Raw genomic sequence first — 26,690 nt, 5'->3', positions numbered from 1 at the left:
GCAAAATTTTTTAGTTGGCAGGATGTATTATAAGGTATTTGTCTTTAAACGGCAAGCACCACAGTCAGAAGCCCCTGGTAGCCTTAAGCCGTCTATGGTGCTGGCCGGCAGCCAGCACCGGTATGCCTTTTCCCCCTGCCCCGGACACCTTTATGCTCAGCGTATGACTATCCTTGCCGGTTGAGAACGTAACCGGCAAGGAGGAATAAAGGTTCGGCAGCCGGGCCCAGGGACAGGGCTAAACTTTGCGCCTCGGCACAGAGTTCCCTGGCTATCTCCCGGGCCTTTTTTAGACCTAAGCAGGCCGGGTAGGTTGCCTTGCCCCGGGCCACATCCATCCCGCCTTTTTTACCCATGCGGGTAAAATCGCCCTCAATATCGAGAATGTCGTCGGTTATCTGGAAAGCCAGCCCCAGGTTTTCGCCATAGCGCGTAAGTACTGCCAATTGCTCCTCCCCGGCCCCGCTTAAGATGCCGCCCAGGCGCAGGCAGGCGCGGATGAGGCTGCCGGTCTTGTGGGTGTGGATGTAATTAACTATTTCCAGGGTCGCCGGCCGGCCCTCGGCCTCCATGTCCACCACCTGGCCGCCAATCATCCCCTGGCTGCCGGCGGCGGTAGCCAGTTCGCCGATGGCCTGGAGAACTTTCGCCGGCGGGATGCCGGCCGGCACCTGGCTCAAAACAGCAAAGGCTTGCGTGAGGAGGGCATCCCCGGCCAGCAGGGCGATGGCCTCACCGAAAACTTTATGACAGGTGGGCCGGCCGCGGCGATAGTCATCATTATCCATAGCCGGCAGGTCATCGTGGATGAGAGAATAGGTATGGATGAGCTCCACCGCGCAGGCGGCCGGCAGGAGGGGTTCCGGGGGGCTGCCTGCAGACTCACCCGCCGCCAGCACCAGGATAGGCCTTAACCTCTTACCTCCTGCAAAAAGGCTGTAGCGCATGGCCTGGTGAATGGCCGGGGGATAACTCTCCGCCGGCGGCAGGCTCTTTTCTAAGGCTTCCTGGACCAGTTGCCGGCGGGAGGCCAGGTAACTTTCAAGCTCCGTAACCCTCACCCCCGGGTAGAGAGATTTCTTTCAGTACTACTTCGCCTTCATGGACCAGGAGTGCCTGGAGTTTGCCCTCGACTTCCTGGAGGCGCTGCCGGCACAGGCGCACCAGCCTGATCCCTTCCTGGTAATAGGCCAGGGAATCTTCCAGGGTCAGGCCTTCTCCTTCCAGGGCCCGGACGATACCCTCAAGTTTCTGCAAGGCTTCTTCAAATTTTAGCTGTTCGCCTTCAGGCATGCTCTGGTTCCTCCTAAAGTGCCGTTATTTGCCTGGCTTTTACCACTATTTACATATCCGCTAGAGATACCTTAGCCACCGTCCACATCATCCACCTGGCACTGGAGGCGGCCCTGGCTTAAGACTACTTCCACCTTTTCCCCGGGAGCCACCTCCAGGCTGTGCCGGATGGGGGGGCCCCCGCCGGGACGCCGGCAGACGGCATAGCCGCGGCTCAAGATGGCCAGAGGGCTGGCGGCCTCCAGGCGGGCCGTTAACAACTGCAAGGCCTGTTCCCTGGCCCCGTAATGGCGCTGCCAGGAAGCCAGCAGGCGCTGCTCTAGCCCGTCCAGGTATTGCTGGCGATAATACAGTTCCTGCTGGGGCTGGGCCATGCCCCGGCTTTTAACCAGGCGTTCGAGCCTGGCCCGCGCCATCTGCAGGCGGTGCTCCACCCCCCGCCGGGCACGGGCAGCCAGTATATCCAGGCGCTCTTCCAGTTCGGTCTTTACCGGGACGGCCAGTTCGGCGGCAGCCGAAGGCGTTGGTGCCCGCCGGTCAGCCACCCTGTCGGCCAGGGTGAGGTCCGTCTCGTGCCCAACGGCAGCAATAACCGGTACCGGGCAAGCATAGATGGCCCGGGCGACGACTTCGGTATTGAAAGCACTCAAGTCCTCGGCTGAGCCGCCGCCGCGGCCGATGATAATCACGTCGACCCCGCCCAGTTTGCCCAGGAGTTCCAGGGCCCGGGCCAGTTCCAAGGGGGCAGTGTCACCCTGGACGGTAGCCGGGGCCAGTACCAGGTCAATACCGGGAAAGCGCCGCCGGCTGACGGTAACCATATCCCGCAGGGCGGCACCGCTGGGTGAGGTCACCAGGCCCACCCGGCGCGGTAGGAGGGGCAGGGGCCGTTTACGCTCGGCGGCAAAAAGACCTTCCCGTTCCAGGCGGGCCGCCAGCTCCTGGAGGGCGAGGCTGGCCATCCCCATTCCGGCCGGGAAGATTTCAGCTACATAAAGCTGGTAAACGCCGTCCCGGGGATAAATGGCTACCTGGCCCCTGGCTATTATCTCCAGGCCGTCCTGGAGGCGAAAGCTCAGGTTCCGGCTACGGCCCTGGAACATTACGCAGCGCAAAGCAGCCACCTGGTCCTTCAGGGTAAAATAGAGGTGCCCCGACACCGGCCGGCGTAAGTTAGAGATCTCCCCCTTGACCCAGACGTTGGCCAGGCGGCCGTCATTACCTATCAGGCGCTGCAAATAGGCGGTGAGTTCCCTCACCGCCAGGACCCGCTGCCCGGACACTAGCGCCGGGCCGCCTCGACTGTATTTTTCAGCAGCATGGCAATGGTCATGGGACCAACTCCCCCGGGCACCGGGGTAATCCAGCTGGCTTTTTGGGCGGCACTCTCAAAGTGGACATCCCCCACCAGCTTTTTTTCGCCCACGCGGTTGATGCCCACATCGATGACTACCGCACCTTCCTTGATCATATCGCCGGTGATCATCTCCGGCTTGCCTACGGCAGCCACCAGGATGTCGGCCTGGCGGCACTCTTCAGCTAGATTTTTGGTGCGGGAGTGGCAGATGGTTACCGTGGCATGGCGGGCTAAAAGCATCATGGCCATGGGTTTGCCGACGATATTGCTGCGGCCAACGACAACTGCCTTTTTACCTTTGGGATCAATCCCGGTCTTGTCCATGAGGACCATGCAGCCATGGGGCGTACAGGGGTAAAAGCACTTATCACCAATGACCAGGTTGCCGACATTAGCCGGGCTGAAACCGTCGACATCCTTTTCCAGGGTAATGGTGTCGATGACAGTTTTTTCGTCGATATGACCGGGCAGGGGAAGCTGTACCAGGATGCCGTGAATCTGGGGATCGTTATTGAGCTGTTTGATTAAGTCCAGGAGTTGGGCCTGGGTGGTTTCCGCCGGCAGGCGGTGGACTACCGAGTAGATGCCGACTTCTTCGCAGGCGCGGTGTTTGTTGCGCACATATACCTGGGAAGCCGGGTCGTCGCCGACCAGGACGACGGCCAAACCGGGAGTAATCCCCTGCTCTTTTAACCTAGCTACTTCCTGCTTGACTTCTTCCCGTACTTCGGCGGCAATCTGCTTGCCGTCCAGGATTTGGGCTGGCATGGCATTAGACCTCCTTAAAATACTCACTCGCAGGCTGGCATTGTCTCGCTCGCTCCCTGGCCCTTGTGGAGCGGCCTACGGCTCAGCCTCTAGCTCGGGCGGGGTCCCGGCCTATTCGGCATCCTTGCCTCAGAGGCCGGCCTCGGACATCCTGTCCTCGGCCCCGCTTATCATCCCTCGGCTTCGCCTGGGCCGCTTCGCCACTCGGTAAAAGCTCGCTCGCTTCCGACAAATGCCAGCCCGGCATTTTTATGCCCTCTGGTGGCGGCTCGCCACCATGGGTGACTCCTCCGAAAAACTCATTTCTCCCGCAAATACTTGTCGATGGCCCGGGCGGCGGCTTTGCCGGCTCCCATGGCGAGGATGACGGTTGCCGCGCCGGTGACGATGTCGCCGCCAGCAAAGACGCCCTTCCGGGAGGTGGCGCCGGTAGCCTCATCAGCGGCGATGGTACCTTTGCGGGTGAGTTCCAGGCCCGGAGTGGTCCTTAAGACCAGGGGGTTGGGGCCCTGGCCGATGGCCATGACCACTGTATCTACTTCCATATCATACTCGGAACCAGGGATGGGCACTGGCCGCCGGCGACCGGATGCGTCAGGCTCGCCCAGTTCAAAGCGCTGGCAGGTCATACCCGTCACCACACCTCGGTCGTCCCCATAGATTTTCACCGGGCTGGTGAGGAGGTGGAACTGGACCCCTTCCTCTTCAGCGTGCTCTACTTCTTCCTTGCGGGCCGGCATTTCGGCTGCCGAACGGCGGTAAACTATATAGGATTCTTCTGCTCCCAGACGCAGGGCGGTACGGGCCGCATCCATGGCCACATTGCCGGCGCCGATAACAGCCACCCGCCTGCCCACCTTGATGGGGGTGGCATAGTGGGGGAAGAGGTAGGCCTTCATCAGGTTGGTCCGGGTGAGGAATTCGTTGGCCGAGTAGACGCCCAGGAGGTTTTCCCCGGGTATCCCCATGAAGTGGGGCAGCCCGGCCCCCGTACCGATAAAGACGGCATCGTAGCCGCTGGCGAGGAGCTCATCCACAGTGGTAACCTTGCCGACCACGGCATTGGTCCGGATCTCTACCCCCAGCTGACGGATGGAGTCGATCTCCTGCTGGACGATCTTTTTCGGCAGGCGGAATTCAGGGATACCGTACATCAGTACGCCCCCGGGCACATGGAGGGCTTCAAAGACCGTCACCTGGTGTCCCATCCGGGCCAGGTCAGCCGCAGCTGTCAAGCCGGCAGGACCGGAACCTATTACTGCCACCTTAAAACCAGTAGCCGGTGCCTTGCTCACTACAGCCGCCTCGCCTTTAGCCATCTGGTAATCAGCGACAAAGCGTTCCAGGCGGCCGATGGCTACCGGCTCATGCTTCTTGCCCACGGTACAGTATTTTTCACACTGGTTTTCCTGGGGGCAAACCCGTCCGCAAATGGCCGGTAGGTTGTTCTTTTCTTTTATTTTAGCAATGGCTCCGTCAAAATCTTTCTCCTTTATCAGGCTGATAAAGGCCGGGATGTCCACCTCTACCGGGCAACCCTGGCGGCAGGGAGCCTTTTTACACTGGAGGCAGCGCTCAGCTTCGGCCAGTGCCATCTCTTCGGTATAGCCCAGGGCTACTTCATTGAAGTTGCGGATACGCTCTTTCGGATTCTGGGAAGGCATGGGAGTTTTCTGGGGAATTAATGGCACTTGCAGCCACCTCCCTCATGGAACTTGAGAATCCTTTCTTCCTCTTCTCTATACATGTTCATCCGCCGCAGGGCCAGCTGCCAGTCAACCTGGTGGCCGTCAAATTCCGGCCCGTCTACGCAGGCAAATTTGGTCTCCCCGCCGACGCTGACCCGGCAGGCGCCGCACATACCCGTACCGTCCACCATAATGGGATTCATACTGACAATGGTGGGCACACCAAAGGGCCTGGTAGTTTCCGCCACGGCACGCATCATGACCACCGGGCCGATACCCCAGACCCGGGCTACATTACCCCTTTCTTCCAGGACCTGCTTTAAGAGGTCCGTTACAAAGCCGTGGTGGCCATAGCTGCCGTCATCGGTGGCCACCAGCAACTCACTAGAAACGGCCCGCATTTCGTCTTCCCAGATAAGCAGTTCCTTTGTCCGGGCACCAATAATAGAAATTACTTCGTTGCCGGCTTCCTTTAAGGCGCGGGCTATGGGATAAACCGGGGCCACACCGACACCGCCGCCAACACAAACGACCCGGCCGTAATTTTCAATCTCTGAGGGCTGTCCCAGGGGACCGACAAAGTCAGCGAGAGCATCCCCCGCCTCCAGGGTACCCAGGCGCCGGGTAGTGTAGCCTACTTCCTGGAAGATAGTAGTAATGGTGCCCCGGGTGCGATCAAAATCGGCGATGGTTAAAGGAATGCGTTCCCCCTCTTCGTCTATCCGGAGAATAATAAATTGTCCGGCCTGGGCTTTGGCAGCCACTTCCGGAGCTTCAATCTCCATGAGCTTGATGACTGGCGACATGACTTCTTTCCGGACAATACGGTACACTAACTGCCTTACCCCCTTACAAGTTAAACTATCATGAATATAACCTTAATTATATTCGCTGTTAAAACCCATATTCCTGCTAATAATCCTTGACCGCTACCCTTCCAGGGTTTAAGATATGATGAGAGACTGGAGGGTTAAACAAGTGCAAAAACGCATCCTTTACCTATTAAGCCTGGGGCACCTGGTTACCGATATCAACCAGGGCCTGCTGCCCATTTTTCTGTCGGTATATAAAGAACAGGTTGGTCTGACCTTTACGGCCGCCAGCCTCATTCCCGCTCTATCTACTATCAGTTCTTCCGTGATCCAGCCTCTTTTCGGTTACCTATCGGACCGGTACCAGCTGCGCTGGCTCTTGCCCACCGGCTGCCTGTTAGCCGGCCTGGGTATGGCTGCCTTCGGCTTGGTACCCAACTACTACTTGCTTACAGTCATAGTCTTTATGAGCGGCCTCGGGGTAGCTGCCTACCACCCGGAAGCTTCCAAGTCGGCCCATTATATCAGCGGTCCCCTGCAGGCCAGTTCCATGGCCGTCTTTTCCGTAGGCGGTAACCTGGGCTTCGGCCTGGGGCCAATAATCGCTTCTCTCATCCTCAGCCACGGTGGTTTAAAATCCTCTTGGCTGATTCTCTTTCCTACGGTTCTTACCGTCGCTTTACTGGCTCATACCATGCCGGCCATTGGCCGTACCATGGCCACCGGCCAGCGGGTAGCTACTGCCGGTCAGAAGGAGGAAAAGTACAGCAGGGCTTCCCTGGCGGCCATTATTCTCCTGGTCTGGGTAGTCATTTTGCGTTCCTGGCTGCATACTGGTTTAACCTATTACATCCCCTTTTACTACCAGCATTACCTCCATGGTGAGGCCGTCTTCGCCAGTACTATGCTCTCCATCTTTCTCATTGCCGGCGCCGTGGGTACCCTGGTGGGCGGGCGACTCGCCGATTACTGGGGAGCCAAAAAGATGATCATCGCCTCAATGCTGGTGCTTATCCCCCTGGTCCTGGCCTTCCCTTACGTCAAAGGGCTCTGGGTGGCCATATTGCTGGCCTTGAGCGGCTTTGCGGTAGTTTCTACCTTTGCCCCGGCCATTGTCCTGGCCCAGTCCTTGATGCCCCGGCACATCGGGGTGGCCTCCGGCCTGATGATGGGGTTTGCCATCGGCACTGGCGGCCTGGGGCTCCTCCTACTGGGTGGTATTGCCGATGCCAGGGGTGTCCCCTTTGTCATCCATCTCCTGGCCATTATTCCTGCCCTGGCTGCTGCCCTGGCCCTTCCCCTGCCAGACCTACGCCGGCAACCGGTAAAGGCGCACTAAACTACCTCGCGGCCCAGCAGGGCCACGCCGATAGCATTGTCGGAACTATGTTCCGGGGCGGCAAAGTAGAGGCGGGCTCCTACGGCGCGGTGTTCCAGGCGGTGACGCAGGCGGCTGCGCAGGTAGGCATTGGCCGCCACCCCTCCGACGATTAAAATATCTTTAATCCCGGTAGTAATCACGGCTGGCCGCAAGACCTTCTCCAGGGTATTGGCAATACACTGCTCCACCGCCCGGGCGATGGCCGCTCGGGGAGCACCTGCAGCCAGCAGGCGTTCTGCCTGGCTGGCCGGCCCGGAAAAACTAAAATTGTACCCCCGGACGGCTGAGGTCAGCCGGACCTTTTCTCCATCTTCTCCTCTGGCTTCCCGGGCCAGCAGTTCCAGCTGCGGCCCGGCGGGAAACTTCAGGCCCATGAGCACCCCGACCCGGTCTACCAGTTGCCCGGCATGAAGATCCAGGGTACCCCCCAGTTTGCTAATATTAAAACCACCGGATTTACGGCTGACCTGGAGAATTTCGGAGGTCCCTCCCGACAGGTGGACGGCCAGAAAGGGACCGTCCGGCTGCCAGCCTGCCGACCACAGGCCCGCGGCAATATGCCCTTCCTGGTGGGTAGTGGCCAGGAAGGGTACCTGCAAGGCGGCTGCCAGTATCCGGCCCTGCCCGGCGGCTACGGTAAAAACCGGCATATAGGAGCCTGCCACGGGCCGGGGTCTGGTGGCAGCCGCCACTCCTTTGAGAAGGGTTGCCGGCACGTCGGCAAAGGCTGCGGCCAGCAGTTCCGGCAAGCTCTGGACATGATGAAAAACCGCCGTTCCCTGCTGCAGTCCCCTTTCCCCCGGGGGTACCGGCAGCAGGCGGCGGTGAGCTGTAAGTATTTCGCCGTCAACGCTGACGATGGCTACTGAACAGGTATAGGCACTAGTATCGATGCCGAGAATGGCCATTAGCTATCTACCCAGCTCCTTGCGGGCGGTGTCCAGCAAGCCGTTGACAAACCTACCGGCTTCTTCGTCATTAAAAGTTTTGGCTAGTTCAATGGCCTCGTTAATAATTACACTCACCGGGGTATCCGGGCAATATTTCATTTCATATAATGCCATCCTGAGGATGTTGCGGTCGACGGCCGCCAGGCGTTCCAGGCGCCAGCCAACTGCATACCTGCTGATTATGGCGTCGAGTTCCCGGCGGGCCGTGACCGTTCCCATTACCAGCTGCCGGGCAAAGTCTGCTGCCTGGAGTGAAAGTTGCTCTTCAGCTAAGACTTCTTTCACGGCCCTTTCCGGGGCCATACGACCCAGGTCAACGGCAAAGAGAGCCTGCAGGGCTTTGGCCCTGGCTGCCCTTCTACTCAAGAAAACTATTCCCCCTTACCAGCGATCGCCAAAGAAACGTTTCCAGATGCCCTGCCACCCCCGGCCTTGATCAAGGCGGTGGCCGATAAGATAGCCCAGAGCTACACAGAGGCCGATGAAAAGGGCCTTCCCGAAGCCCCAGATGGCAGTTAAAAGCCCAAAAATAAGGCCCAGGCTGACGCCGATCAGCTTACCCCGGTGTTCCCGCCAGAGGTAGTCCAGCAAGTCGAGGATATTTTCCACCCGTCCATCTCCCCTATTCTACCCGGCGCAGGCCTTCCTGGTAGATACCGTTCACCCGCACCTGGACCTCGAGCACTTCCAGGCCGGCCGTGGCAACAATATATTCATGCACCTTTTCCTGGAGGGCCGCCGTCAATTCCGGTAGATTGCGGTCGGGGCTAACGGTAATATTGAGCTTCACGGCTAGCCCCTCCGGGAGAACTCTAAGGATGGGCCGCACTTCCCGTACCCCTTTCACCTGGCGAGCGGCCCGGGTGACTAGGTTTTCCAGGGCCGGCAAGGCAATGCTGGCCGTACCAAGGTCGGCAGATTTAATAACCGCCTGCTCTTCTCTTGCTGCTGCCGGGCGCACACTGGCCAGGAAGAAACGCAAGGCCAGTAGGAACAATACGGCAGCTACCAGACCGGCTATGAGGCGGTAGTCCGGCCGCAGGAGACTTAGTTCAAAAAGGTCCAGGGGCACTGTCCAGCCGGCGATGACTGCCAGGGCAGCTACGGAAAGGGCCGCCACCAGCAAAGCAAAAAGGGCCAATATGGCCCGCTCCAGCATTGACAAGTCACTACCCCCCTACCGGACCCGGCTGGTTTCTTCTTCTTTCTCTTCCTGGGGGAAAACTACGCCCTGGACGTGGACATTAACTTCTACCACCCGTAAGCCCGTCATTGATTCAATAGCCTTTTTTACATTCTCCTGCACCCTGATAGCTACATCCGGAATACGAACTCCAAAGTTGACCACTATGTACAGGTCAACAGCAGCTTCCTTTTCCCCTACTTCTACCTTGACGCCCTTACTTAGATTCTTCCGGCCTAAAAGCTCGGCAATACCGCCGGCAATGCCGCCGCTCATGCCGGCTACTCCTTCAATCTCCGTGGCCGCCAGGCCAGCAATGATGGCTACCACTTCATTGGTAATCTTAATAGTGCCAAGATCAGTTCGGTCCTGTTGTTCTAAAATATTATCCACTCTACCCACCTCCACTTGTTACTATATTATACCAGAGGCCGGTAGCCATCACAACTGCTTCCTGCGAAAATAGTTTTAAACTAAGCCAGCCCATAAATTTCTTTGGGATGAGGATACGCCAGCTACCCTTCAGAAACTCCTGCCAGGACGTTAGCCGGCCAGTAAGCGACGCTGGATAAAGTTAGTGTAGATCTCACCCCGCCGGAAAAAGGCGTTGGCCATAATCTGCTGGTGGAAGGGAATGGTCGTCGGTATCCCTTCAATTACCATTTCTTTCAGGGCCCCCGTCATTCGGTTGATGGCCCCTTCCCGGTCCGGCGCCCAGGCAATAACCTTGGCGATTAAGGAATCATAATAAGGAGGAATGAGGTAACCACTATAAGCAGCACTGTCCACCCGGATGCCAAAGCCTCCCGGTACATGGTAACGTTCAATCCTCCCCGGGGCCGGCCGGAAATTATGGCTGGGGTCTTCGGCATTGATCCGGCACTCAATGGCATGCCCCCGGATCTGGACGTCCTCCTGGCGGATGCTCAAAGGTTCCCCCGCCGCTATCCTGATCTGTTCCTGGACCAGGTCGATACCGGTAACCGCCTCAGTCACCGGGTGTTCCACCTGGATGCGAGTATTCATTTCAATAAAATAATAGCGGCCATGCTTATCCAACAGGAATTCTACCGTACCGGTGCTGTAGTAATCAACGGCCCTGGCAGCCTTTAAGGCAACCTCTCCCATTTCCCGGCGCAGTTCCGGGGTGAGGGCTACCGAGGGGGCTTCTTCCAGTATCTTCTGGTTGCGGCGCTGCAGGGAACAGTCGCGCTCGCCCAGGTGAATGAGGTTCCCTTCGGTATCACCTAAAATTTGAAACTCAATATGGCGGGGTTCTTCAATATATTTTTCCAGGTAAACCTGAGGATCACCGAAGGCGGCTTCAGCTTCCCGCTGGGCGGTTTGGATGGCCTGGCGCAGCTCCCGGGGGCCCTGGGCCACCCGCATACCGCGGCCACCGCCACCGGCGGACGCTTTAATCAAAACGGGGTAACCGATTTCTTTAGCTATGGCCAGGGCAGCATCCAGGTCTTTGACGACACCCTCTGAACCGGGTACTACCGGAACTCCGGCAGCAATCATGGTGGCCCGGGCAGTGGCCTTGGCGCCCATGAGCTGCATGGCTCTTGGCGAAGGGCCGATAAAGGTGATCCCTGCCGTTGCGCACATCTCGGCAAAGTAGGGGTTTTCTGCCAGGAAGCCGTAACCAGGATGAATGGCATCGGCACCACTCATCTGGGCAACAGCAATAATACTGGGGATATGCAGGTAACTGCGGTTGGCCGGCGCCGGCCCGATACAGACGGCTTTATCGGCAAGCCTGGTGTGCAGGGCTCCCCGGTCGGCCTCGGAATAGACGGCTACTGTTTCGATATCCAGTTCACGGCAGGCGCGGATAATCCGCACCGCGATCTCGCCGCGATTGGCAATGAGAACCCGCTTAAACATCTCCTATCCTCCGAAAAGAGCATACTTCTTAGCGGCAGTTTATGTCTCTACGCCGCCCAGGAACTAGCCCTTATATTTCAGCATATTTGTTTCTACTCTTTTTTTAAATGGAACAGTACCTGGCCGTATTCCACCGGCTGGCCGTTTTCCGCGAGGATCCTGACGACCTGGCCGGCGGTTTCGGCCGTCAACTCATTCATTAGCTTCATAGCTTCTATTATGCACAGGGTCTGCCCCGGTTTAACCCTGGTACCAACCTCAACGAAAGGCGGCGCGTCAGGTGCCGGCGCCCGGTAGAAGGTGCCTACCATGGGGGCCCGGACTTCAACAATATCCTGGGGAGTCTGGGCCAGCGGTTTATCTCCCTGGGTCTCAGGCTTAGCATCCGTAGTCACCTGGACTGCCGGGGCCGGGCCGGCAGTCCCTCCCTGGTCACCGCCACGGCGGATCATGATTTTGACCCCATCGCTTTCCAGGTTAAGCTCGGTAATGCCTGTTTCTTCCAGAGCTTTAATGAGCTGGGTGATGTCCTTGAGATCCATTTTCTTTGTACCTCCTGCCTCGGCCTTAACCCCGGCCTGGGGTTTTAAAGTGCGCCGGCCCGGCTGCAACCGCCCGGCGCGGCGGTCCTCAAAAAATTTCCGGGCCACCTGGGGAAACAGCGCATAGCTGATGACATCTTCTTCATTCCGGGCCAGGTCGCCGATTTCCTGCCGGGCTTCTTCCAGGCGCGGCGGCAGGATGTCCGCCGGCCGCCCCTGGATAGGCTCTTCATCCCCGATGATCAACCGGCGAATTTCCTCACTTATAGGGGCCGGCGGCCGGCCGTAGAGGCCGCGAACGTAATTTTTAACTTCGCCGGGTACCATCTTGTAACGCTGGCCCAGCAGGACGTTGAGCACCGCCTGGGTGCCCACAATCTGGCTGGTGGGCGTTACCAGGGGCGGGTACCCCAGGTCGGCCCGTACCCGCGGTATCTCGGCCAGGACTTCATTGATGCGGTCGGCCGCCTTTTGCTCTTTTAACTGGCTCACCAGGTTGGAAATCATGCCGCCGGGGACCTGGTGCTGGAAGACCCACATATCGGTAATGCGGGTTACGCCGCGCTCATAGCCCAGCTCCCGGCGCAGGTCGTCGAAATAACGGGCGATCTCAAAGAGGAGGTTCAAGTCCAGGCCGGTATCGTAAGGCGTCCCGGCCAGTGCCCGGACTACCGTCTCTACCGGTGGCTGGGAAGCGCCGAAGGCCAGGGGGACCGAGGCCGTATCGACCACGTCCACTCCGGCCCGGGCGGCCTCCAGGTAGGCACCTACGGCCAGGCCGCCGATATAATGGCTGTGGAGCTGGACGGGAACATGGAGCTTTTCTTTAAAGAGCTTAACCAGCTCATAGGCTTCAAAGGGGGCAAGCAGGCCGGCCATATCCTTGATACAGATGGAGTCCACGCCCATGCTTTCCAGCTCCAGGGCCGTCTGCAAGTAGTGCTCGGTGGTATGGACCGGGCTAATGGTGTAGACCACCGTCCCCTGGACATGAGCGCCTTCCTTTTTGGCGGCTGCAATAGGGACCTCCATGTTGCGCAAATCATTCAGGGCATCGAAAATACGGATAATATCAATCCCGTTGGCCACCGCCCTGGCAATAAACGCCCGCACCACATCGTCGGGGTACAGCTGGTAACCTACCAGGGACTGGGCCCTGAGGAGCATCTGCAGGGGCGTTTTCCGGGCATATTTTTTCAGGGTCCGCAGGCGTTCCCAGGGGTCTTCGTCCAGGAAGCGCATGCAGACATCAAAGGTAGCGCCGCCCCAGACCTCCAGGGAATGGTAACCGACGCTGTCAATTTTTTCAATGATCGGCAGCATGTCGGCTGTAGTCATGCGCGTGGCCCAGAGGCTCTGGTGACCGTCGCGCAGGGTGGTGTCGGTGATCTTTAACTTACTCAAAACGGTTCTCCTCCGTATAGGGGAGCTATGGCTCCCTAACATATTCATCTCTTGGCTGGCGGCGGTTAACGACCACTGTGGGTGGGCCTCGCGACTATAGAAAAGCTCTGGTATAAAAACCAGAGCGGTGCTTGTTTTTTTAATTCAACCGCCTTGCCTTATTATATAAACACAAACCAGGCGGTGCAATATTTCTCACGCAAGTATACAATATATTTGTGATTGCTCTCAGAAGCCTTGATTTTCAAGGCTTCCGGGTTTCGATTTTTTTGATTTATAAACATTTGCAAACCTACCTGCTTAAAATGCTTTCAATCGCTTTTGCCACTTCGGCCTGGGTGTCCGGTAAGACGTGAGAATAGGTGTCCAGGGTGATCTTTACGCTGGAATGCCCCAGCCTTTCAGCCACGATTTTAGGGTGGAGCCCTTCCTTAGCAGGAAAGTGGCGTGGGTGTGGCGAAGATCATGTAGTCGAATGACAGCCACTCCAGCTTTCACCGCCAGCCTTTTGAATGCCGAGCGCACGTTGGAATGGTAGAGGAGTCTCCCTTCTTTCGTGGTGAACACCAGGCCAAAGTCCTGCCATTTTTCGCCTGCTTTCAGTCGGGCGGCCTGGCTCTTTTTTTTGCCCTTTTAAAATCTCAATCGTCCGCCGTGCTGTCCAGCCTGGCGTGCCCCAGCCAAGACTTTAGGGCCTTCATCTGCGGTTGACCGTGTTGGGTTTGAGGTCTCACGTTCCGCATCCAGGATTGGTATTCGCGGAGGTCGATGCTGGTTATTTTCTCCGGCTCCGGTTCCTCCCCGCACGTTTCGCCGTACCACCGGGCGAAGGCCTGGAGGTCCTTGCGGTAGCCGGTGACGGTATGGTGAGAGGAGTCGGTCTCTTTGAGGTAGAAAAAATAGCGACTGAGAGCTTCAGTCATGGTGGTCGCTCCTTTCCGTTTTAATTGGCGGCTTGTCCTTTTTTTCTCCCAAATAAAAGCAGAACCCCCGGAGGGGGGGGTGTCTGTCTCTCCCGGGGGCGCGGCAATTTTCCCAGGTGCCGGGGTTTTATCGCTTGTGGAAAAGTTCCCTGACCAAAGTCTCCTTGGAAATTTGCATGTGATCGGCCACATCGGCCAGGATGCCGCTAACGTTCCGACTTTTAAGGGGGCTGTGCAGCGGCACGGTAATGTGGTGCTCTCTCTTAGTGTCGTGGTGAGGCTGAGGTGGCTCCCTGTATGCCGAGTTATGTGGTACCCGTACTCCCAAGAGTTCGGCCAATTCTTCCCCCCTCACGTCCCCGCGCAGCCTCACACCGCCATAACCTCGTCTTTCACGATGTGCAACCGGATCACCCGCGGCATGTCCTTGTCCCCGAAGTGGCAGCGGCCCGCGTCACGGACGTTATTCCTTATTTCGTCCAGGGCCTCGCCCTCCGTGAATATGGAGTGGCCGAGGGCGCGTGCCGTATAGCCGCCTCCCGGGGCTTCCTTGACTAAGAAGATTATCTCCTTGTCCAATCCGTTTCCCTCCCAACCTAGGGGTTGCTCTACTTAGAAAAGTCTATTTCTCCGCCACATGCTCAAAAGGTTGGCGACCAATATATCATACACCGGCGCGGCTTTCAATTATGCCGGCGCGGCCACCTGAATCCCAGGATTAAGGCGGACCACCGACGCAGACGCAGTTCCGCCCATTCCCTTTAGCGCGGTAGAGGGCACTGTCAACCCTCTGGGTGACGGCGTCCACCGTGTCGCCAGGGCGGTAGCCCGTCACGCCGAAACTAGCCGTCACCAGGCCCACCCCGGGGATCTCCATTTCGCTCAGCTTCTGCCTCAGCTCTTCCGCAAGTGCAGCCGCCCCTTCTACTCCCGTCTCCGGAAGGAGTATGACGAATTCCTCCCCGCCCCAGCGGGCAAGGCAGTCTGTCCTGCGCAGCCTCTCCTTAAAGGCGGCCACCATGCTCTTAAGGACCCGGTCACCGGCGGCGTGCCCGAAACGGTCGTTAATGCCCTTGAAGTGGTCCAGGTCAAACATGATCAGGGCGAAGGGATGCCCCGTCCGCCGCGTACGCTCAATTTCTCTTGCCAGCATTTCTAAAAAATAGCGGCGGTTGTAAGCGCCAGTCAGAGGGTCGGTGATAGAGAGGCGGTAAAGCTCTTCCTCCAGGTGTTTGCGTTCGGAGATGTCTATAAAGGTTTCCACCAGTTTCTCTCCGCTGTCCGTCCGCACGCGCTTGACCGTCTTGAGCACGAGGATCTCCCGCCCGTCCTTCCGGCGTAAAAGCCGTTCGGAGCGGTCAACCTCTTCATTCGAGGCAGTAATAGGACAGCTTCCTGCGGATTGTATGAAAAATTCCCAGCAGGATCTGCCCGCGATCTCTTCGGGTGCGGCTCCAATCATGGCGGCCGCTTCCAGGTTTACCTTCTCGATGCGGTGGGAGACGGGGTCGATGATAAAGATCCCGACGGGCAGGGCGGCCAGGAGCGATTGCAGAAACTCTCCCTGCTGTCTCAGCTTTTCTTCCATTTTCCTGCGTTCTGTCAAATCCATTATAAAGGCCACGCCTATGCCGTCTTTCCCATGGCCGAAGAGCTGCAGGTGCGCTTCCACCGGGTAGAGGGAGCCGTCTTTACGGCGGTGCTTGGCGTCAAAGATGATCTTTTCTTTTTGACCCTGCTGTAAAGGGGCCAGAAGGGCTCTGAAGCTCTCCCGGTCAAATTCCGGCATTAGCTGCAGGATGTTCATGTCCAAAAGTTCTTCTTCGGCGTAGCCAAGGTTCTCGCTGGCCCCCCGGTTGACCGCCAGGAACTTCAACGTGCCGGGATGAAAGATATAGACTTCCGTCAAGGAGTCTTCGACTATCCTGCGGTACATTTGCGCCAGGGAGAGGGCTTCATGGAGCTTCAGGGCCATCTCTACGGTGGACACCAGCACGTGTTCCGGGGCACCCTTCAGAACATACCCGTAGCGCGTGACCGAGCGGACTTGCTCTAGAGCCTCCTGGGTGGAGATGGCGGTGAGAAATACCAGGGGGACGTCTTTAACCTGCTGAATGCGTTTGGCGAGCGCCGTTCCGTCCATCCCTTCTCCCAGGTCAATGTCCATCAAAATGAGGTCGGGACACCCCGGACCGGATGCCTTTTGCAGGGTCTCTTCTGCGGTGAGGGCAATCTCCGTCGTATATCCGTGCCTGCTGAGGATATCAGCCGCTATCTGAGCCTGAAGCTTGCTGTCCTCTACTATAAGTATTTTTTTCTCCGGAACCCAGTCCATCAGCCTGCCTCCAGGTAAAAAGCTGATTGCTGCTCGATTATTAACAGGAAGGGCCACCTTCAACCATGCGTCTTGTGGCCCAAACAGAGTGTCCCCCTAAACTTCCTTGCTGGTCCTTTAGCAAATTCTATCAAAGGCTAACTGTCAGGATCCTGCTGCTGGGCCAATACTTCGCCGCCTTTATTCTCCCAGCTTTCTTTTAAAGAAACTTCGGCGTAGGCGAAAAGCTCTTCCCCGTCCTTGCCGTTGTCGGGGTATACCGCAATCCCGTAGCTCCACGTCCCGGGCAGGAAGCCCTCCAGTTTCGTCGTCACCACCTGCGCGCCTTCTTTCCCTGTATGGGGGAGGATCAACGCCAGCGTGCTCTTGCTGAGCTCTATGACGGTGTCTATCTCGCGCAAGCGCCGCCGCGCCTGCCTGGCGCATTCCCCAATCTTTCCCTTGCCCAACCTTTCCGACCTGGCCAGGACCAGGGCTACCTTTAACCCGCCCCTGCTCGCCCGGTTGATCTCATTCCTGAGTACTTTATGCAGCAGCTCCGCCGGGGCGGCTTCTCCCCTGGCGCCAGGACCTATAAGTTTTTCTACGCGGCGCACCAGCTCCTCGACCGAGTAGGGCTTGCAGAGGTACTCTACCGCACCCAGATCTATCGCCTTCTTGACCACGGCGACGTTGCTCTCGACCGTTACCACCATTACCGGGACGTAGCGGTACTCCGGCAGGCGCTTGAGGTTCTCCAGCACTCCCAGGCCGTCCATTCCCGGCAGGTGGATGTCGAGGATCACCAGGTCGTACGGTTCTCCTTTTCCCCTGGCCTTGACCAGCGCCTCCTGGCCGCTGGCGGCTTCGTCCACCAGGTAGCCCCTATCTTCCAGTGTTCTCCTGGAGGAAAACCTGGTGAGGGTCGAGTCTTCCACTAACAGGATGCTTTTTTCCGGCAAGGCTAACAAGGTTTTCGCCCTTCCTTTCGACACCGTTTCCTTTCCGGTCCCGGAATCTATTCTGAATTTATTTATCACGAGGGATAAGGGCCGGACCAAAATATTCGCCCCGGCTTCCTCGTCTAAAAGTTACCATATTGCTATGTTTCCGTTCCAGCTAATCAAGTTAAAAATTCGACACAAACTACCAGTTTCCTCCAAGGTTATCCGATCTTCGCAAAAAGTTTATGCTTTTTACGTTTAACTACCAGGAGAAGCAGGCTTTTCCTTGCCCGGTATTCCGGGTAATAAGCCATGGGCTGAACCCTTATTATACCAGGAACCGTAAATAGGACCTAGCCGTGCTTTTGGGGCCGGTTATTACCGCAGGCTAAAAAAGTTCCTTTCTGGCCCTGGAAAGTATTTAAAACCATTTATCGCTGCCGTTGCGGCCGCTGAAGGAAGCGGGTAGCGCCGGCTTTCCGAAAAGTATGCCCATGTTCCAGAAATATGCTATAATAAAATCCAGAAGAAGGTGATCCCTTGCCGGAAAATGAAGGGCAGCTCCGGCCTCCCCACCACCCCCACGACAAGGGTTACCGGCAGCTCCTTTCCGACAAGAGAGTTTTCCTGGAACTGCTGAAAACCTTCGTCCGGGAAAAATGGGTGGAGGCCATTGACGCCGACGACCTCATTCTGGTGAACAAGTCCTACGTCCTCCAGGATTTCAGCGAGAAAGAAGCCGATATCGTCTACCGGCTTAAGACCAGAGATAAAAACGTCATCTTTTACGTCCTGCTGGAGCTGCAGTCAACGGTAGACTACCTGATACCTTTCCGGCTGCTGCTCTATATGGTCGAGATCTGGCGGGAAATCTTCAACAATACCCCGCAGTACGAGCGGGAGAGTAAGCATTTCCGCCTGCCGCCCATCATCCCGGCGGTGCTCTACAACGGGGCCGGATCCTGGACCGCGGCGCTTTCCTTCAAAGAAATGCTGGACAGTTATCAGGACTTCAGCGGGCATCTCCTAGACTTCCGCTACCTGCTGTTTGACGTCAACCGTTACAGCGAAGAAGAGCTAATCAAAGCGGCAAACCTGATTGCCGGCATCTTTCTTTTGGACCAGAAGATGCGCCCGGAAGAGCTGGTTGGACGGTTGCAGAAACTAGCGAGGGTCTTAAGGCGGCTCACGCCTGATGAGTTCCGCCATTTCACGACCTGGCTGAAGAATGTTGTCAAACCCAGAATGCCTGGAGATTATAGCGCAAAAATCGACGGCATACTGGACGCAAGCAATCCCTGGGAGGTGGAACGGATGATTTATAACTTGGAATTAACCCTGGAAGAGATGCAACAGCAAGCTTTGTTAAAAGGCTTAAAAGAAGGCGAACTGAAGGGGAAATTGGAAGGAAAATTGGAGGGCAAACGAGAAGTAGCCCGGAACCTGCTTCTGCTCAACGTCGATATAGAGACCATTGTTAAAGCTACGGGGCTTACTCCGGACGAGATCGCCGTGTTGAAGAAACAGATGGAACAGTGATTTTTTGCTGGCCGTAAATTCATTTCTTTTAAGCGTAACACTGCACCATTGACTGGAAGGCTGAGAGCCTAAAATATGTATACATGCTCTTTTCCGGTAAGGCTAGCAAGATTTTCGGCCCTCCCTTGCGACCGTTTCTGATGATTTTCTCCCTTTGTTTCACCATAGACAAAGGCCGGACCGATATATTTGCTCCGGCTTCCGCATCTAATTGCTATGTTTTTCTTTCCCGCTAATCTAATCAAGTTAAAAATTCGACACAAATTACCAGTTTCCTCCAAGATTATCCTGTCTTCGCAAAAAAGTTCCTCCGGCCCTGGAAAGGGTTGAAGGCGGCTTTCCGAAAAGTATCCCCTTGTTCCAGATGTCTGCTATAATCTGCTCTTATCAGTGCGTCCCAGCGGCAATAAAAAAGCGGCCCAATCATGGCCACTCCTCGCTCTCGCTCTAGCGTCTTCTTATCCCCTTATGTCCGCTCCTTCCGCTCCCTCTGGATGGCCTCGGCTATTCAGGAGCGAATAAGGCTCTGGTAAGTGTCCTTCTTCCTGGCGTTCTCCTTGGCTGCTTCGATCTGGGATACCCGTCGCCTTTAAATTCCGGTTGAGCTTTATCGCAAATACCCGTTACGGCAGGTAACGCCGCGCTCCCAGGTACCCCCTGGCAAATAACGGTTCGTCCAGGCGGCTGAATATGACGCCCCGGCCGGAACGGGAATTGATGAACTCCCCGTTGCCGGTATAAATACCGACATGGGTGGGCAGGCTCCCCGTTCCTTCCGTATTGAAAAAGACCAGGTCGCCCGGTTGCAGTTCCTCCCGGGCCACCTGCCGGCCCACTTGGAATTGCAGATCGGCATCCCGGGGCAGCCGGACGCCATTTAAATAGTAAGCAATATAGGTCAGCCCGGAACAGTCGATGCCGTGAAGGCTGACCCCGCCCCAGAGATAAGGTGCTCCCCGCAAGCGTTCAGCTGTCTGGATTATATCCTCGCCGCTGCGCTTCCCTTTCACCTTCCCCCCGGGCCAGACCTCAACTTCGTTTGCCGCCAGCCAGGCCGTGCCCCGGCCGGGGAGCCAGACTTCCATCCACCCCTCTTTTTGCTGCACCAGCGGTAGGTCGGTAGCCATTAAGGCTTCGCCAGCGGCGTCCGCACCTCCCGGCTGCCGGTACAGTAAGGCGCGGGGAATGGTCACAACTGCCAGATCCAGGGCCGGCGGGGGAGTGTCCAGGACCACATCCGCTGTTTTCAACCACCCGATATAACCGTCGGGTACCCGGCCCTGTAACCAATCCCCTTCCTGCTTCAATACCTTGACCTCATCCCCCAGCAGGGCCTGGGTAACTAGCTCCGCCCCCTGGTAGGGGTTGGCCCGGACATCGGCTACGGCTACCCTGACATAATAAGCGTTTCGCCGGGCCGGCACCGGCCCGGGAAGCTCTTCCACCCGCGGTGGTAATCGTACGGCCCTGTGAGTCATCAGCAACCCCCCTGCAATTACTACCGCTAGTAGCAGGAGAAATAAAACAAATAGGGGCTGTTTTCCCCGCAACCTGCTGGTCATCTCCTAAGTCCGAATTCACTTCCGTATGGGCCTTCCGGTTATCATCTAACCATTTATTGATGGCTTCTTCATCTTTCCAGTGGGGAACTTCTTCTTCGGTCAGCATACCCGCCAGGCCTTTTACAGCTTATTATGCCACAAGCAAAATATATTATTGAGGCACATCCTTACATATGCTAAAATATGCCTGGAAATTCATTGCCGGGGGTAATATTATATGCAAATTGCCATCAATTTTGGTGAGTTAACCGTTCTTGCCGAGCTAAACGATAGCGAAACCGCTAGCAAAGTCCAGGCAGCCCTGCCCATAACCAGCCGGGTAAATACCTGGGGCGATGAAATTTATTTCCCTATCCCGGTTAAAGCCGGCCTGGAAAAAGGTGCGACGGAGGATATGGAAATAGGTGACATCGCCTACTGGCCGCCGGGTCACTCCTTTTGCCTGTTTTTTGGGCCTACGCCCGCTAGTATTGATGACAAGCCCCGCGCCGCCAGCCCGGTAAATAAAATCGGGCGCATCTTAAGCGATCCTGGGCTGTTAAAAAAAGTACCTGACGGTGCTAAAGTAGAAATCCGCGCTGCAGGTGCAAGGTAACCAGTCATTTGCATAAGGGGCTTTGCGAGTATTGCCGCTAATCCGCTAATCATAAAAGCCCTGCATGTATTTCCAGCAGGGCTGTTTTATTTTCTTTCAGTTAAGTATAACTTAACTGACTGATCCGGACCATCCCCGTATCATCACCGTACCCTCTCCGTTTTATGGTCATTTGGATCATAAAGTAAGATTTAACTCGGGGAAGGGGTTTTAGAGGGTAACGCCGGTTTTAAAAATAGCAATCTCTCTTAAGCCCAAGGTTTCCGCTTTTGTCGGTTCTCCGGAGGCTACCTGGAGGACCCAAAAACGCATCTATATGCTAGCGAATTCAGCTATTTTCACTTAACTTTCCTTCTTCTTGGTGACTTACCTAGCCCTAAAGAAAGAAGATAAATAGCCATTTGATTGAGGCTGACTCCATCCTCTTGCGCTTTGGTGGCAATAGCCCTGTGGAGGGATTTAGGAAGGCGAACGGTAAACTTTCCGCTATATTTTTCAGCGTTATCCGGTTCGGGAATATCCCTTTGTAATGCTAAAGCAGTTTCAATCCAGCCCTTTTTAGCATCTTCCAGGTTAGCCAGGGCCTCTGCCGGTGTTTCCCCGTCCGACATACAACCCGGCAAAAGGGGTATGCTGGCCAGCCATCCACCGCCTTCCTCCTCTGTAAGGCGGCGAAGGGATACCTCATAGTTGAGATCAAGATAGTAATCTAATGTTTTATCACGCATCGGATTTCCCTTCCTCAAGCTTACCGATTAATTCTAGCGCTTTCTTAACATATACGGCCTTAACCGGCCTCCTGCGGGGAATCGTTAAAATCTCAACAAGTTCAGGGTGATAGTAATTATAATGGCTACCCCCTTGATGACGGCAATCAAAACCATAATATTTAAGCACTCTATCAATATCTTCCCAGGGCACACCCCTGGGATTTCTTTTTATCGCCTTGAGAAGTTTCTCAATTTGGCTCATTTCTTTCTCCTGCCTCTAAAAATATGGTATCAAATATGCCACCATTTATCAAGTATGTGCTCTTTACTTTTGCAGGCACTTACCAGGACAAAAAAGCTATTCAAAAATACCCAGGGCTCACATATTCTCTGCAAACACGGGTATTTGCTTCTACTTTATCTAACTTTATCTACTTCTTATGAATCATACTTACCTGCTCCCGGGGGCGGCCGGTAGAGCGGGAGACCAGGTCGCCGATTTTGTTGGCGTCCTCGTCGCCGAATTTGTCGGCCATGACAATAACGTTTACGGCATTGGGCTGGATGAAAACCGCCGCGTCCTTATACCCTTTGGCGACAATGAGCTTTTCCAGCTGCATCTCCAGGTCCATCTGCTGGGTCAGTTCCACCAGCCTTTTCTGGGCTTCCTGCTTGCCCTCGCCACCGGAATTGGGGTTATCGATAATTTGCTTGAGCAGGGCGATCTGCTGGCTGCGCTGGCGATCCCTTTCCAGGCGGTACTCGATGAAGAAGGCGGCACCACCTTCAGCTTTAGAACTCGCTTCCTTGAGAATGTCCTCTGCCTTAGGACCGGCAACCGCCGCTTGGTCCTTGATTGGCGCCGCTACCTTAGTGGCTCCACTGGTATCGGCCTGGCTGGCCTGCTGGACGGGTCGCTCCAGGGGCAGGTCTACACCTGTCGGCTTTGTTCCCTGCCGGTCTCCCTGGACCAGGTAAGCCAGGACACCAAAGGTCAGCATCAGGGCTATGATCACCCGTCCTTTTTCGCCTATCTTAAGCATCTTTCTCCCCCTCCCAAATCTGGAAAGTTTAATTAGAAGAACAGTAATAGTTACTTACGGCTCCCTCCGGTTTCCATAGGCAGCACCTGCACCTGGTGGGGCGCCAGGCCCCACAGGGTCTGCACCGCCTGGATGAATAACGCCCGGACCTGGGGATCATTCGCCCCTTCGGCCACCACCACTACCCCCAGGACTTCCGGCTGCGATTCGCGGACTACTACCGGCGCTTCACCGCTATTCAGCTGGCCGTTCCTGGCCATGACCAGCTGCGCATCTTCGTTGCTGTCGGTAGTTACCCTGGTACCACCGCTTTGATCCTTCTCTTCCACGCTGTGTTTGGTCGTCTTGGTATTGGTGGCAAACTCCTTTAAGGGGCTGGCCTTTAAAGACACCCGCACCGCCACCCTGCCAGCTCCGGCAATTTGCTCTAATATCCCCTGCAGCTGTACTTCCAATTCCCTGGCCGTGAGCATCAATTCCGTTTCTTGCCGGTCCGGTCCAGGCTGGCTGGCTGTTTGTCCTGCCGGTTGCCCCCCCTGGCGCTGGCTGGAGCTGTTAAGGTTACCGATACTAATAAAGATACTCCCCAAAATAAGAGCGCCAACAGCCAGCCAGAGGTACCAGGGCGGTTTCTGGGGTAGTATTCGCCAGCCCGGCCACTTATTTTTGTCCATTGGCAACACCTCCATATATCCGCACTTCTACCCGGCCGGGTTCAAGCCCATAAAAGTGGGTAATCATGGCGACAATCCTGGATTTAATCTGCTGGACTTCGGCTGCGGTAATTTTAGGAGGCAGGTTGCCGGCAGGCGGAGGCGGTGCATCCCCGCCTCCCTTTGCCGTCTCCGGTCCGGCCAGGGTGGCGGTTATCACCACCCGGCGAATGGCCCCCCGGTGTTCCTTATCCCCGGTCAAGCTCACCAGTACCTCTGCTTGCTTTACCCCCGGTACCAGGGAAACCAGGGCCTTGATCTGCCCGGCCAGGCGGTCGCGGTAAATTTCCAGGGCCGCCTCTTCATTGGCCCGGGCCATTTCCCGGCCCTGCTGCACCGGGGCGGCGGCCACCGGGTCCAGGCGCAGGTCCCAGGCGGTAACATCCAGCTCCGGCCCGAAACGCAAACCTTCCACCAGGGGCGTCAAAATAGCCACCACCACAAAGAGCCCTAAAACCAGCCGGACGTAACGGGTCATCTTTTTTTCCGGCAGGAGCATTTCCAGGAAGGCCGCCAGCAAGGCAATCAGGGCTACCTGGCGGACAATCTCGCCGATTTTAACCAGCAACTTCCGCCCTACCCCCTTAAGGCTACCGTGATGTTACCCAGGACGACGATAACGGCTACAGCCAGGAAGAAAATTAACCCCGTCACCGCCACACAGGCAAAGACCATGGTTAAAGCCCCGCCGATGCCGTCCAGGGCGTCGGCCAGTTGTTCCTCACCGAAGGGCTGGACCACGGCCGCCGCCACTTTGTAAACCACCACCAGGGAGAGGATCTTTAACATGGGAAAGGCCGCCAGGAAAAAAATAATGACTACTCCCACCAGGCTGACGGCGCTTTTCAAAAGCAGGGTTGTCCCGGCAATGGTTTCGACGGCATCGGACAGCATGCCGCCGACCACAGGTAAAAAAGCATCGGTGGCAAATTGAATGGCCCGCAGGCCCACCCCGTCGGCCACTGAACCGGCGATCCCGTAAACGGATAACACTCCGGTGAAAACGGTCATCATCAGCCCCAGGGCGACCATGGCGGCCTGTTTAAGGAGCCCGGCCAGTTTGGACACCTGAAAGCGATCGGCGATCCGGCCGACTACCGTAAGGCAGGCCGTAAGATACAAAAGGGGAAAGAGAACATTGTGCATGATGGTACCGGTGAGGGTTACGGTATATATCAAGACCGGTTGCAACAAAGTCGAGGCAGTTATGCCGCCGGTAGCTGCCAGCAGGCTAATCAGGGCCGGGATCAAGGACTGGAAAAAGGACACCATCCGGTCAATGGCTTCTGCCCCGGTACGGACGGCCAGGGTGAAGGAGGTCAGGGCCAGGGTAATCAGGGCCAGGAAAGCCACCCCCCGCGCCAGGGTACTGATAGTTCCCTCACTGAAGGCTGCCTGTAAATTTTGCAGGACGGCGCAGGCTACGGCCAGGATAAGGAGCTGGCCCAACAGGGCACCACTGGCCAGGAGTTCGTGGAAAAGATACTTAAGCAACCCCCGCCCGGCGGCCGCCGGGTCCAGGGGCAACTTCCCCTGGCGGAGATTGGCCAGGATTTCCTGAAAGCTAAAGCGGGGCAGGTACTGGCCCACTTCCCGGTCCAGCTGGTTAAGGAAAGTATCGATGCCGCCGAGGTTGAGTCTGGCCATCTGGCGTTGCAGTTGATCGTCCAGGGTCATGGCAGCCGCCGCTTCTGTCCCGGTGGCCGGTACCGGGTAATAGGCCAGGGCCGCCGGTGCAGCCAGCCCGGTATAAATACCGTACAGGACAATAAAAATTAACCCCACCAGCAGTTTTCGTGCAGGTATTGCCGGTACCATGGCAGCGCAGCTATTGAGATGTGAGAGGTTTCTATTAATCAAAATCCCGGGCACTGCATTTCACCTTTTCTCTGACGGCGGTTATTGCGGTTCTTTTTATCTACGGCAGCAGGCGGATTATGCTTTCCAGTATCGCTACAATAATGGGGATGGCCAGGACCATAATCAACACCTTGGCGGCCAGTTCCACCTTGCTGGCAATGGCATTTTCGCCGGCGTCCCGGCAGACCTGGCTGCCAAACTCAGCGACATAGGCAATGCCGATGATCTTTAAGATAGTATTCAGGTAAAACTGGTTGATACCGGCCCTTTCCGAGAGGTCGACCAGGACCTTGACCACCGTGCCTATGCGGTCCAGGAGGAGGAGAAAAATGGTTGCTCCTACCACCAGGCTGATGATAAGGGCCGTATCGCCGCCCCGGGCCTGGCGCACCAGGACAATAATCAGGGTAGCCGTCAGGGCCAGGCCGACGATCTGGAAAATCTCCATCCCGGGGGCACCCCTTTAATACAGCTGGAAGACAGCCTGTACGGCTTTGAAGAGATCCATAATCAGGGGAATAACCCAGAGTAAAGCTATAGCCAGGCCGGCAAGCAAGGTCATATAGGCATATTCGTCTCGCCCGGCTTGTTTCAGGAAAGTATAAAAAATGGTAATGATAATGGCCAGGGCCGCCAGGCGAAAGATAAGGCTCACATCTACGCTCAGCATCTTTTTCTCCCTCCAGAAGCTTTAATAAAGCAGCAGCACCAGGGTTATCCCCAGCAGGAAACCCAGGGTGCGCCACATCTTGCCCTGGCGGTTGTTTTCTTCCAGGGCTGCCTGCTGCTGCTGCCCCAGGAGCTGGCGGGTCAACTCCAGGTTCTTGACCTGGTCGCTGGCGCCGGAGTTACCCAGCATGGGGCCCAGGGCCTTTAGTATCTCCAGGTCCCCGGGCTGCAGGGCTCCTTTCTGGCCGAGTTCCTCCAGGCCCCTTTCCCAGGCCGCCAGGGCACCGGCGGCAGCGTTTTCTTGCAGCACCCGGGCGACGGCCTGGAAAAATAAAGCCACTGGCCCGGCCAGCTGGTTCCCCACCCGGGTGAGAGCCAGGGGGAGGGGTGTAGCCCCATAGATTATTTCCGTCTCCAGCATTTTCAGGCCGGCATTTAACTGGCGCAGCTGTTCAATCCGGGCGCTAAAACCGCGGGCCATCTCCAGGCCCAGGAAGCCGCAGGTCAGGATGATCAACCCGCCCCCCACCATTTTTAACATGCCTTACCC

32 protein-coding genes are annotated in these 26,690 nt (G+C 56.6%); 3 read left to right on the top strand and 29 right to left on the bottom strand.

The window, feature by feature from the left end:
* Positions 1 to 167 precede the first annotated feature (167 nt).
* The 6 genes from MOST_RS11035 to MOST_RS11010 form a co-directional block, all read right to left on the bottom strand.
* Positions 168 to 1,061 carry a polyprenyl synthetase family protein gene (locus MOST_RS11035; protein ID WP_054935388.1) on the bottom strand — a complete coding sequence of 298 codons (894 nt, stop codon included), beginning with the start codon at positions 1,059 to 1,061 and terminating at the stop codon, positions 168 to 170.
* Entirely contained in the window at positions 1,042 to 1,293 is a 252-nt protein-coding gene (gene xseB, locus MOST_RS11030; protein WP_054935387.1) for an exodeoxyribonuclease VII small subunit, read from the bottom strand. Before xseB ends, MOST_RS11035 begins: the two co-directional genes overlap by 20 nt.
* Before the next feature lie 71 nt (positions 1,294 to 1,364).
* Positions 1,365 to 2,576, bottom strand: coding sequence for an exodeoxyribonuclease VII large subunit (gene xseA / locus MOST_RS11025; RefSeq protein WP_054935386.1), 1,212 nt, complete (start codon positions 2,574 to 2,576; stop codon positions 1,365 to 1,367).
* Entirely contained in the window at positions 2,576 to 3,418 is an 843-nt protein-coding gene (gene folD / locus MOST_RS11020) for a bifunctional methylenetetrahydrofolate dehydrogenase/methenyltetrahydrofolate cyclohydrolase FolD (RefSeq protein WP_054935385.1), read from the bottom strand. Before folD ends, xseA begins: the two co-directional genes overlap by 1 nt.
* 299 nt (positions 3,419 to 3,717) lie before the next feature.
* Positions 3,718 to 5,082, bottom strand: coding sequence for an NADPH-dependent glutamate synthase (gene gltA, locus MOST_RS11015; RefSeq protein WP_054935418.1), 1,365 nt, complete (start codon positions 5,080 to 5,082; stop codon positions 3,718 to 3,720).
* A gap of 17 nt (positions 5,083 to 5,099) precedes the next feature.
* Positions 5,100 to 5,939 carry a sulfide/dihydroorotate dehydrogenase-like FAD/NAD-binding protein gene (locus tag MOST_RS11010; RefSeq protein ID WP_054935384.1) on the bottom strand — a complete coding sequence of 280 codons (840 nt, stop codon included), beginning with the start codon at positions 5,937 to 5,939 and terminating at the stop codon, positions 5,100 to 5,102.
* 145 nt (positions 5,940 to 6,084) lie between these two features.
* Between MOST_RS11010 and MOST_RS11005 the strand changes: the two genes are divergently transcribed.
* Positions 6,085 to 7,257 carry an MFS transporter gene (locus MOST_RS11005; protein ID WP_054935383.1) on the top strand — a complete coding sequence of 391 codons (1,173 nt, stop codon included), beginning with the start codon at positions 6,085 to 6,087 and terminating at the stop codon, positions 7,255 to 7,257.
* On the opposite strand, the gene MOST_RS11000 is transcribed toward MOST_RS11005, so the two are convergent.
* The 13 genes from MOST_RS11000 to MOST_RS10940 all read right to left on the bottom strand — a co-directional run bounded on the left by MOST_RS11000 (position 7,254) and on the right by MOST_RS10940 (position 17,476).
* Complete coding sequence (locus MOST_RS11000; protein WP_054935382.1) at positions 7,254 to 8,207, bottom strand: Kae1-like domain-containing protein; 954 nt, start codon at positions 8,205 to 8,207, stop codon at positions 7,254 to 7,256. The two genes, MOST_RS11005 and MOST_RS11000, sit on opposite strands and share 4 nt — an antisense overlap.
* Before the next feature lie 3 nt (positions 8,208 to 8,210).
* A complete protein-coding gene (gene nusB / locus MOST_RS10995) occupies positions 8,211 to 8,615 on the bottom strand; it encodes a transcription antitermination factor NusB (RefSeq protein WP_054935381.1) in 405 nt (134 codons plus the stop codon).
* A 15-nt stretch (positions 8,616 to 8,630) separates the two neighbouring features.
* The gene (locus tag MOST_RS10990; RefSeq protein WP_054935380.1) at positions 8,631 to 8,858 is read right to left on the bottom strand and encodes a DUF2273 domain-containing protein; all 228 of its coding nucleotides are present in this window, start codon (positions 8,856 to 8,858) and stop codon (positions 8,631 to 8,633) included.
* Between the two features lie 13 nt (positions 8,859 to 8,871).
* Positions 8,872 to 9,408: an alkaline shock response membrane anchor protein AmaP gene (gene amaP / locus MOST_RS10985; RefSeq protein ID WP_054935379.1), complete on the bottom strand. Its 537-nt coding sequence runs from the start codon at positions 9,406 to 9,408 to the stop codon at positions 8,872 to 8,874.
* A gap of 18 nt (positions 9,409 to 9,426) precedes the next feature.
* Positions 9,427 to 9,840, bottom strand: a complete 414-nt coding sequence (locus MOST_RS10980; protein WP_054935378.1) for an Asp23/Gls24 family envelope stress response protein — start codon at positions 9,838 to 9,840, stop codon at positions 9,427 to 9,429.
* A 135-nt stretch (positions 9,841 to 9,975) separates the two neighbouring features.
* Positions 9,976 to 11,322 (bottom strand): acetyl-CoA carboxylase biotin carboxylase subunit, encoded by a 1,347-nt coding sequence (gene accC / locus MOST_RS10975; RefSeq protein WP_054935377.1) that lies wholly within the window; start codon positions 11,320 to 11,322, stop codon positions 9,976 to 9,978.
* Between the two features lie 92 nt (positions 11,323 to 11,414).
* Positions 11,415 to 13,268: an acetyl-CoA carboxylase biotin carboxyl carrier protein gene (accB, locus tag MOST_RS10970; RefSeq protein ID WP_244266949.1), complete on the bottom strand. Its 1,854-nt coding sequence runs from the start codon at positions 13,266 to 13,268 to the stop codon at positions 11,415 to 11,417.
* 378 nt (positions 13,269 to 13,646) lie between these two features.
* Complete coding sequence (locus MOST_RS17990) at positions 13,647 to 13,835, bottom strand: tyrosine-type recombinase/integrase (RefSeq protein ID WP_181950074.1); 189 nt, start codon at positions 13,833 to 13,835, stop codon at positions 13,647 to 13,649.
* Between the two features lie 74 nt (positions 13,836 to 13,909).
* Positions 13,910 to 14,191: a site-specific integrase gene (locus MOST_RS17275; RefSeq protein WP_054935375.1), complete on the bottom strand. Its 282-nt coding sequence runs from the start codon at positions 14,189 to 14,191 to the stop codon at positions 13,910 to 13,912.
* A 127-nt stretch (positions 14,192 to 14,318) separates the two neighbouring features.
* Complete coding sequence (locus MOST_RS10955; RefSeq protein ID WP_208974764.1) at positions 14,319 to 14,564, bottom strand: hypothetical protein; 246 nt, start codon at positions 14,562 to 14,564, stop codon at positions 14,319 to 14,321.
* Positions 14,561 to 14,770 (bottom strand): hypothetical protein, encoded by a 210-nt coding sequence (locus tag MOST_RS10950; protein WP_054935374.1) that lies wholly within the window; start codon positions 14,768 to 14,770, stop codon positions 14,561 to 14,563. The genes MOST_RS10955 and MOST_RS10950 overlap by 4 nt, the downstream gene beginning before the upstream one ends.
* A 139-nt stretch (positions 14,771 to 14,909) precedes the next feature.
* Positions 14,910 to 16,526: a GGDEF domain-containing response regulator gene (locus MOST_RS10945; protein WP_054935373.1), complete on the bottom strand. Its 1,617-nt coding sequence runs from the start codon at positions 16,524 to 16,526 to the stop codon at positions 14,910 to 14,912.
* 137 nt (positions 16,527 to 16,663) lie between these two features.
* Positions 16,664 to 17,476, bottom strand: coding sequence for a GGDEF domain-containing response regulator (locus MOST_RS10940; RefSeq protein ID WP_054935372.1), 813 nt, complete (start codon positions 17,474 to 17,476; stop codon positions 16,664 to 16,666).
* Positions 17,477 to 17,989: 513 nt separating this feature from the next.
* On the opposite strand from MOST_RS10940, the gene MOST_RS10935 reads away from it, so the two are divergent.
* Entirely contained in the window at positions 17,990 to 18,988 is a 999-nt protein-coding gene (locus tag MOST_RS10935) for an Rpn family recombination-promoting nuclease/putative transposase (RefSeq protein WP_054935371.1), read from the top strand.
* Positions 18,989 to 19,611: 623 nt separating this feature from the next.
* On the opposite strand, the gene MOST_RS10930 is transcribed toward MOST_RS10935, so the two are convergent.
* Positions 19,612 to 20,466, bottom strand: a complete 855-nt coding sequence (locus tag MOST_RS10930; protein ID WP_054935370.1) for a C40 family peptidase — start codon at positions 20,464 to 20,466, stop codon at positions 19,612 to 19,614.
* A 301-nt stretch (positions 20,467 to 20,767) separates the two neighbouring features.
* On the opposite strand from MOST_RS10930, the gene MOST_RS10925 reads away from it, so the two are divergent.
* The gene (locus tag MOST_RS10925) at positions 20,768 to 21,145 is read left to right on the top strand and encodes a cyclophilin-like fold protein (protein WP_054935369.1); all 378 of its coding nucleotides are present in this window, start codon (positions 20,768 to 20,770) and stop codon (positions 21,143 to 21,145) included.
* A 338-nt stretch (positions 21,146 to 21,483) separates the two neighbouring features.
* On the opposite strand, the gene MOST_RS10920 is transcribed toward MOST_RS10925, so the two are convergent.
* From MOST_RS10920 to spoIIIAB, 9 genes are all read right to left on the bottom strand, one after another.
* Positions 21,484 to 21,873, bottom strand: coding sequence for a type II toxin-antitoxin system HicB family antitoxin (locus MOST_RS10920; protein WP_054935368.1), 390 nt, complete (start codon positions 21,871 to 21,873; stop codon positions 21,484 to 21,486).
* On the bottom strand, positions 21,866 to 22,117 hold the full coding sequence (locus MOST_RS10915; RefSeq protein WP_054935367.1) for a type II toxin-antitoxin system HicA family toxin: 252 nt from the start codon (positions 22,115 to 22,117) through the stop codon (positions 21,866 to 21,868). Before MOST_RS10915 ends, MOST_RS10920 begins: the two co-directional genes overlap by 8 nt.
* Before the next feature lie 169 nt (positions 22,118 to 22,286).
* A complete protein-coding gene (locus MOST_RS10910; RefSeq protein ID WP_054935366.1) occupies positions 22,287 to 22,898 on the bottom strand; it encodes a SpoIIIAH-like family protein in 612 nt (203 codons plus the stop codon).
* A gap of 50 nt (positions 22,899 to 22,948) precedes the next feature.
* Complete coding sequence (locus tag MOST_RS10905) at positions 22,949 to 23,572, bottom strand: SpoIIIAG-related protein (RefSeq protein ID WP_054935365.1); 624 nt, start codon at positions 23,570 to 23,572, stop codon at positions 22,949 to 22,951.
* Positions 23,559 to 24,179 carry a stage III sporulation protein AF gene (locus tag MOST_RS10900; RefSeq protein ID WP_054935364.1) on the bottom strand — a complete coding sequence of 207 codons (621 nt, stop codon included), beginning with the start codon at positions 24,177 to 24,179 and terminating at the stop codon, positions 23,559 to 23,561. The genes MOST_RS10905 and MOST_RS10900 overlap by 14 nt, the downstream gene beginning before the upstream one ends.
* 8 nt (positions 24,180 to 24,187) lie before the next feature.
* The gene (gene spoIIIAE, locus MOST_RS10895) at positions 24,188 to 25,483 is read right to left on the bottom strand and encodes a stage III sporulation protein AE (RefSeq protein WP_244266948.1); all 1,296 of its coding nucleotides are present in this window, start codon (positions 25,481 to 25,483) and stop codon (positions 24,188 to 24,190) included.
* A gap of 46 nt (positions 25,484 to 25,529) precedes the next feature.
* Entirely contained in the window at positions 25,530 to 25,919 is a 390-nt protein-coding gene (gene spoIIIAD, locus MOST_RS10890; RefSeq protein WP_054935363.1) for a stage III sporulation protein AD, read from the bottom strand.
* A gap of 15 nt (positions 25,920 to 25,934) precedes the next feature.
* Entirely contained in the window at positions 25,935 to 26,141 is a 207-nt protein-coding gene (spoIIIAC, locus tag MOST_RS10885) for a stage III sporulation protein AC (protein WP_054935362.1), read from the bottom strand.
* Between the two features lie 21 nt (positions 26,142 to 26,162).
* Positions 26,163 to 26,672, bottom strand: coding sequence for a stage III sporulation protein SpoIIIAB (spoIIIAB, locus tag MOST_RS10880; RefSeq protein WP_277997060.1), 510 nt, complete (start codon positions 26,670 to 26,672; stop codon positions 26,163 to 26,165).
* Positions 26,673 to 26,690: the final 18 nt, after the last annotated feature.

The organism is Neomoorella stamsii, from assembly GCF_002995805.1.
Taxonomy (GTDB): domain Bacteria; phylum Bacillota; class DSM-521; order Neomoorellales; family Neomoorellaceae; genus Neomoorella; species Neomoorella stamsii.
This window is presented reverse-complemented; position numbering and strand designations above follow the sequence as displayed.